Source organism: Nocardia sp. NPDC049526 (genome assembly GCF_044465765.1).
Classification (GTDB): domain Bacteria; phylum Actinomycetota; class Actinomycetes; order Mycobacteriales; family Mycobacteriaceae; genus Nocardia.
Map to the genome: position 1 here is coordinate 91009 of NZ_JBITMA010000024.1, position 7192 is coordinate 98200.

The 7192-nt window shown below is 66.0% G+C and carries 6 protein-coding genes and 1 pseudogene; 6 read left to right on the top strand and 1 reads right to left on the bottom strand.

All coding sequences use genetic code 11. The features are described from left to right. The first annotated feature begins 14 nt into the window (after positions 1–14). Positions 15–1265 (top strand): lipase family alpha/beta hydrolase, encoded by a 1251-nt coding sequence (locus tag ACIBW7_RS40995; protein ID WP_397056167.1) that lies wholly within the window; start codon positions 15–17, stop codon positions 1263–1265. 15 nt (positions 1266–1280) lie between these two features. On the opposite strand, the gene ACIBW7_RS41000 is transcribed toward ACIBW7_RS40995, so the two are convergent. After that, on the bottom strand, positions 1281–2375 hold the full coding sequence (locus tag ACIBW7_RS41000) for a hypothetical protein (protein WP_397056169.1): 1095 nt from the start codon (positions 2373–2375) through the stop codon (positions 1281–1283). A 181-nt stretch (positions 2376–2556) separates the two neighbouring features. On the opposite strand from ACIBW7_RS41000, the gene ACIBW7_RS41005 reads away from it, so the two are divergent. From ACIBW7_RS41005 to ACIBW7_RS41025, 5 genes and pseudogenes are all read left to right on the top strand, one after another. After that, positions 2557–3354, top strand: coding sequence for a HugZ family protein (locus ACIBW7_RS41005; protein ID WP_397056171.1), 798 nt, complete (start codon positions 2557–2559; stop codon positions 3352–3354). A gap of 216 nt (positions 3355–3570) precedes the next feature. Continuing rightward, positions 3571–4296: a TetR/AcrR family transcriptional regulator gene (locus ACIBW7_RS41010; RefSeq protein WP_397056173.1), complete on the top strand. Its 726-nt coding sequence runs from the start codon at positions 3571–3573 to the stop codon at positions 4294–4296. Then, entirely contained in the window at positions 4284–6707 is a 2424-nt protein-coding gene (locus ACIBW7_RS41015) for a nitrate- and nitrite sensing domain-containing protein (RefSeq protein ID WP_397056175.1), read from the top strand. Before ACIBW7_RS41010 ends, ACIBW7_RS41015 begins: the two co-directional genes overlap by 13 nt. Next, entirely contained in the window at positions 6685–7080 is a 396-nt protein-coding gene (locus tag ACIBW7_RS41020; RefSeq protein WP_397056177.1) for a roadblock/LC7 domain-containing protein, read from the top strand. The genes ACIBW7_RS41015 and ACIBW7_RS41020 overlap by 23 nt, the downstream gene beginning before the upstream one ends. Next, positions 7077–7192 (top strand): annotated as a pseudogene (locus tag ACIBW7_RS41025) (ATP-binding protein); the annotation flags it as partial. The gene ACIBW7_RS41020 and the pseudogene ACIBW7_RS41025, both read left to right, overlap by 4 nt.

Consider the following 7192-nt stretch of genomic DNA (forward strand, 5'->3'; position numbering starts at 1 on the left):
TGTACACTGAATGAATGAGTGAGCCCGAGCGGCAACGACAGGCGGAGATACAGGCACTCGCACGGTTGGCGGGCGATGAGCTGGGTGGTGCGATCGAAGGGGTCGCCGCGGTGCATCGAGCCATCTCGGACCGAGTGTTCGCGGCGGTGCGAATGGGTGTCGGACCGGCCGCGCAGCCGGTCAAGGTGGTGCACGATGCGATTACCGATGGGGTATATCGGCTGGTCGGCGGAACCGCAGTAGCTGCGGGAGCCCTGGCGGAGCGCACCGTGGACGTACCCGGTGCTCCGGTGCCCTCACGCACGGTCTACGGGTCCGGATTCCTGGCGGCACTGCAGGGTTTGATCGGAGACAGTCTCGAGGATGAGCTGCCGATTCTGGCCGGGCCGATGACATTTCGGATCAATGGGGAACCGGTCGCGCCGGGGTGGGTCGGCGATGTGGTGTCGAATCCGCGCCCGCGCATCGTAGTTTTTCTGCACGGTCTGGTGGAGACCGAACACGCTTGGCGACTCGGCGCGCGGCCCAGCTATGCCGAGCGGCTCGAAGCCGATCTCGACTGCACGACGCTGATGGTTCGATACAACAGCGGGCTGCACATCTCGGAGAACGCCCGTCTGCTGAACGGGATGCTGCAGCGGTTGGTCGAGAACTGGCCGGTGCAGGTCGAGCAGATCGCACTCGTCGGACATTCCATGGGCGGCCTGATCGCGCGGGGCGCCTGCTACGACGCCGACCAGGCCGACCTGCCATGGGTGCGCCGGGTGCGGCAGATCGTCTGTCTCGGATCACCGCATTTGGGCGCACCGTTGGAACAGCTCGTCCACTACGCCTCCGCCGCACTGGTGAAAATACCCGAGACCCGGCCATTCGGTCGGCTGCTGCGCCGTCGCAGTGCCGGGATTCGCGATCTGCGCCACGGCTCACTCGTCGATGAGGATTGGCACGGTCTGGACGCGGATGCCTTGCGCCGCAGAGTCATTCGCGAGGTGCCGCTGCTCGACTGCGCCGACCACTATTTCGTCACCGCCTCGGTCACGCGCAGCCCGCGCCATCCGCTCGGCCGGATCATCGGTGACGGTCTGGTCCTGCCGGCCAGCGGCTCCGGCCGAAATCGGGCCCGCCGCATCGGTTTCGACGACGCCAACGGTCTGCATATCCCCGGATCGAACCACTTCACCCTGCTCAACCACGACGCCGTTTACGAGGCGCTGCTCCGCTGGCTGGCCGCCGATGCACGCCAGGAGTCTGTGCGCTGTGGTTGATCAGCCGCGCCCAGGTCAGAACAGTTGGTCGGGGTGGGTGTCGGCTTCCCCTCTGACATCGGCGGCGAACTGGGCTTCGACTTCCGCGTCGGCGCCCGCGGTGTGGGCCGAGTAGAGCAGTAGGCAGCCGCGGATACCGTCGAGGAGATCTTCCAGCAGGTCCAGTGCCGGGCGGGTGGGGTCGAGGCGGCTGATCCGGAATTCATCGAGGAGGGCGGCGCGGGAGGCACCGTCGAGATCGAATTTGCGTACCTGCTCTTCGATTTCGGCGACTCGGGCCACCACCGCCCATGGTGCGGGCACGTGTCCTTCGGAGACGGCCATGGCCTCGGCGATGAGGTCGACGACGATCTCGGTCGGGGTCTCGCCGCCGGTCAGGCGCTCCAGCACCAGGGTCGGGGTTTCGACCTGCAGTGCCTCGATATCGTCGGCTTCGACGACCACATCGGCGGTCGGCACGCCCGCGAGTTCGCCCGCGACTTCGGCGGCGGCGTAGAGCCAGTGCGCGGCCGCGACGGATGCGGAGGCGGGGTCGAGTTCGGTGAACAGTTCCACGGTGCCGAGGGGATCGGCGCGCAGCAGGTCGTCGGCGGCCTGGACCTGGGCCGGTGAGACATCCGGGCGTGACAGTTCGACCGCTTGGCGTGCGCGCCCGGACAGATCGCCGAGTTCGGCGGATTCGATGGCGGCCTGTTCGGTGCGGACCTCGCCGGCGATGGTGTCACACAGGGCTGAGTCGTCGATGGCGTGCAGGGTGCGCCCGACGCGGTGCGCGGATTCGACCACGCCGCTGTAGGAAACGACGAGGCCGTGGGCGGTCGGCAGGTTCGGGTTGCGGATTCCGGCCTCGACCTCCTTGAAGTTGCGGCGCTCCTCCGCGCGCCGCCAGGCCTCGCTATTGGGAACGTCGGGATCGCCTGCGGCACTTGCCGGATGCGTATAGGTGCGCCACTGGAACCGGGACAGGGTGGTCAGATTCGACGCCAAACTCGTTGCCTGGTCATGGTTTATCGGTGGCAGCTGGGCCACCGTGGTCGAGAGATCGCCGCGTCCGGTCGCCCAGATGGCGACGAGGGCGTTGCGGTCGGCGTCGAATGCATATCGGGTCACGCACGCCAGTCTTGCCGATCCGCGGCGGTTGTGCGCGCGATCGATCGCTTCGATATCCGGTCGTCGGTGTTTCGAGTGTCCGATGTCAGCGGTTCCGTGTCCTTGGTGGTCCCGCCGCGCTGCCGCGTTCTGGTCGGGACAGCGCGCTGGATGGCAGTGGATACCTGCGAGGATGGACGGTATGACTCTCGATCACGGTGATCCGGGCGACGCGCCTTCGATTCCACAGCCGACCGCGCCGGTGGTGAATCCCGCTCGCCCGTCGGCGGCCGAGGAGGCCAGAACCGTTGCGGCCGCGACGAATATCGCGACCCTGGCGAGTTTGAGCGAGGACGGCGGCCCGTGGGCGTCGTTCGTCACCTACGGGCTGCTCGACGGTCAGCCGGTGCTGTGTGTGTCGCAGATGGCCGAGCACGGGCGCAATCTCGCGGCGGATCCGCGGGCCAGTCTGTCGGTGGTTTCACCCGATGTTCCGGCTGATCCGCTGGCCGGAACACGGATCACGCTGGCCGGTGTGATGGAGCGTCCGGTCGGCGATGAGGCTGCGGCGGCGCGTGCGGCGCATCTGGCGGCCGTGCCCGCGGCGAAGTACTACGTGGATTACAGCGATTTCTCGCTGTGGGTGTTGCGGGTGCGGCGAGTTCGATGGGTCGGTGGGTACGGGCGGATGGATTCCGCGACCGCGGAGCAGTATCTTGCGGCCGCGCCGGATCCGGTCGTTCCGGTGGCGGGGCGGGCGATCACGCACCTCAATGACGATCACGCCGATGCGCTGTTGTCGATGGCGCAGGTATTGGGTGGATATCCGGACGCGACGGAGGCGAGTTGCGAGCGCGCCGACCGGTACGGACTGGATCTGCGAGTGGTGACGCCACGTGGAGTGGCGCGGACACGGGTCGGCTACGCGACCCCGATCGATTCCGCAGCCGAATTGCGCACGGCGACAGTTGAATTGACGCGGCGCTCGCGCGAGGGCTGATGGCACATTTCGGCCGTGTTCCGGTTGCCGGGAAGCACGGCGGGTTCCGCGGTCGCCAGCCGACCGAATAACAGTATACTCAATATCGGTGCCACCCGGCACGGGCGAGTCGGACACGTTGCGAATCGTCGCCTCGCTGACGGTGCATACCGCAGACGACGGCGCGCATAGCCGTCTCGCCGGCGGATCTCGCGGACACCGATGGGAGAGCTTCACATGACCGATCTCGGTGACCACATGTCACAGCACGGGCCGACCGAGACGATGACGGCCCGGGCACATGCGGCCAGATCGGCTCGTGCCGCGCGAAGCCGCCAGATCGTCGCAAGCGCAGGCGAAGTTTTCGCGACACGCGGCTACCACGGGACCAGCATGGATCAGATCGCAAGGCGGTCCGGCATCAGCAAACCGAGTCTGTACCAATACTTTCCGAGCAAATTGGAGCTGTACCTGGCGGTATTGCAACAGCATCTCGACAGACTCGTGTCCGCTGTCCACGACGCCCTGCATTCGACCGACGACAGTCATGGGCGGCTATCCGCGGCGGTACATGCCTATTTCGACTTCATCGACGATGATCCCGACGGATTCCGGCTGGTCTTCGAGTCGGAGGTGCCGACCGAGCCGTCAGTGCAGTGGCGTGTCGGGCAGGCTGATGCGGCCTGCGTCGGTGCTGTGCACGATCTACTCGTGCGGGACTCCGACCTCGGTCCACAGCGCGCGTGGGTATTCGCGGTCGGGCTTGTCGGCGCCAGCCAGTTCACCTCGCGCTACTGGCTGCACGCCGATCGGCCCATACCGAAGGAGCAAGCCGTTGAAATAACCGTCGCCCTCTGCTGGGGCGGTCTGTCGGGCGTACCACTTCGGACGGTTTCCGCTCCACGGAAAGAGGATCATCAATTCGACCTCGCCCGTACTATCTTGAGCCGATGTTCAGAGTGAGGTTCGGGGTTCGAACGCGGATTCTGGCGATCGCGCTCATCCCGAGTCTGTCCCTGCTCGTGGTCGGCGCGAGTACCGCGGGATACCTGGTTGCCGAGGGAAATAAGGCTCAGGAGTGGGCCTCGCAGAATCGGAACGTGATTCCGACGGCTCGGGAGTTCGTGGCGGCAGTGCAGGATGAACGGCAGTTCACATTGGCTGCCCTCGGCGGTGACGAAGCGGCCGTGCCGGCGCTCGGTGCGGCGCGCTTGCAGTTGGATGATGCGTTCAAAAGCCTCATTGCCGGGTCGTCCGGAGTGCGCGCGGTGGACGATTCGAAAATCGGTGCCACCGCGCAGAATTTTCTCGCCCTCGACGCTCAACTGGCCCGGGCGCGTACGGCTATCGACGCAAGCCAACTGCCGATTGCTGATGCGTATGCCTTCTACAATCGACTCCTCGACGGCATCGTCCAAGGCTCCAGGGTCATCGCACGAACCGCGCCGGACGCCGAAATCGCCGCACAGCTCGCCGATGGGGTGCAGCTGTTCCGAATAGACGAAGCGATGTCGCGCAGTAATGCCTTGGCCGGCGTGCTGGTCACCGCGAGTGGGCCGACACTCGTTCCGATGGAAGATTTTCTGCGTGAGACCGGCTTCTACCACACCGAAGTCATCAGTCTTATCGGCGCACTCGGCCCGGACCAGAAACAGGGTCTGCAAACTCTTACCTCGAGCCAAGCGTGGCAGCGACTCACGGCTATGGAGAATGCCCTCGTCCAGCGTAATACGGTAGGAGCGGGTAACGCAGCGTCGAGCACCACCGGAGCACCGGGCAGGCAATCCGCACCGCTGTCGTTCAGCACCGAGGACTGGCACAACTCGGCCGCCGAGGTGAACCGCGGTCTGATCGATATCTGGCTCGCGCAGAATGAGCACGCGCAAAAGCTGGCCGAGGGCAAGGCCGCCGAGGCCACCACGAAATCCGCATGGGCGGGCGGCGCCGTCGTCGCGGTCAGCGTGATCGCCTTTCTGATCGCGGTGGTCCTGGCCAATCGAATCATCCGGCGGCTCAGGCGACTGCGCGGTGAAACGCTCACCCTCGCCGACGAGCGGCTCCCCGATATGATGCGGCGGCTCGGTGACGGTGAAGTGATCGACCCCGCGACCGAATCGCCGGATCTGGACTATGGTCACGACGAAATCGGTGAGGTGGCCAAGGCCTTCCAGCACGCGCATGCCGCGGCCGTGGCGGGCGCGGTGAACGAGGCGCGCACTCGCGAGGGCGTTAAGGCAGTGTTCCTGAATATCGCCCACCGCAGCCAGATGGTGGTGCACCGGCAACTCGAGATCCTCGACAAGGCCGAAGCGCGTCAAGAGGACCCAGCACTGCTGGATACGCTGTTCAAGCTCGATCATCTCGCGACCCGCGAGCGCCGCAACGCCGAGAACCTCATTGTGCTCGGCGGCGGACAGCCGGGGCGGCAGTGGCGCAATCCGGTACCGCTGATCGACGTGGTGCGCAGCGCCGTCGGCGAAACCCTCGACTACACACAGGTCCGCATCGCTCGACTACCCGAGACCCAGGTGTTGGGCGCGGCCGTCGCCGATGTCACTCACCTGCTCGCCGAACTCATGGACAACGCGACCTCGTTTTCCCCGCCGCAAGCGCGAGTCGAGGTGACCGGCGCTGTTGTCGGGAAGGGGGTGGCGGTCGAGATCAACGATCAGGGTATGGGGATACCTCCTTCGGAGGCGGCCAGGATCAACGAGCTACTTTGTGAGCCACCGGATTTCGGTCTCGCCGCGTTGTCGGCCGACTCTCGTCTGGGGCTGTTCGTCGTCGCGAAACTGGCGGCTCGGCAAGGCATCTCGGTGCGGCTGACGGAGTCCGACTACGGCGGGATTCGCGCGATCGTGCTCATCCCCACGACCGTACTGACCTCTGGAACAGCCGCGCCGCCAATAGCTTCGGAGCCGACGATATCGGCTCGGAGCAGGCAGCTGATGCCCGCCGCCGACCGGTCGGCCACCGCAATGGTCGCCGAATCCCGGTCGCGCACTGCCCTGACGGCGACCCCGCCCACGGTCGCAGCTACGCGATCGCCAGCGCAGCCGACGTTCGAGGCGCCACAGCCGACCGAATTCGATAGTCGGCCCGCCCTGCCGCGCAGGCGCCGACAGGCAAGTATCGCACCGCAACTGGCGCACCCGGTGCCGGCCGAACCGGCCACCGAGCAACCGCGACACCGAGCGCGTTCGGCGGAGCAGGCGCGAGATCTGATGTCCGCCATCGAAAACGGGACCAAGCAGGGCCGCCACGCCGCCCCCGATCAACGCGCTATCGCGACATCCGCCGAGGGTTTCGAAGCGTCGGTCAGCAATCCCTCGGATGAACAGGAAGGCAACGGTGACTTCTTCAACCCCCGGTGATCTCAACTGGCTCCTCGACGACCTCGTCGACCGACTGGCAGGCGCGTGCTACGCCGTAGTGCTGTCCACCGACGGCTTACTCCTCGGCCGCTCCACCACCATCAGCCGCGAGGACGCCGAACACTTCGCCGCCATGTCCTCCACCCTCTACGGTCTGGCCCGCAGCGCGGGCAGCCGCTTCGACGGCGGCAGCGTACGACAGGCGGTGATCGAACTCGACCGCGCGGTAATGTTCGTGACCTCCGCAGGCGACAACGCCTGCCTCGCACTACAGGCCGCCGAAACCGCGAACCTCGGCATGGTGGCCTACGAAATGAACATCACCGTCCAACGCGTCGGCACTTATCTGTCCACCCCCGCACGACTGCCATGACCACACCGCAGCTGGCCGCTTCGGTCAAAATCCTCATAGCCGGTGGATTCGGCGTCGGCAAAACAACCATGGTGTCCTCCATCAGCGAGGTCGCACCACTACGCACCGAAGA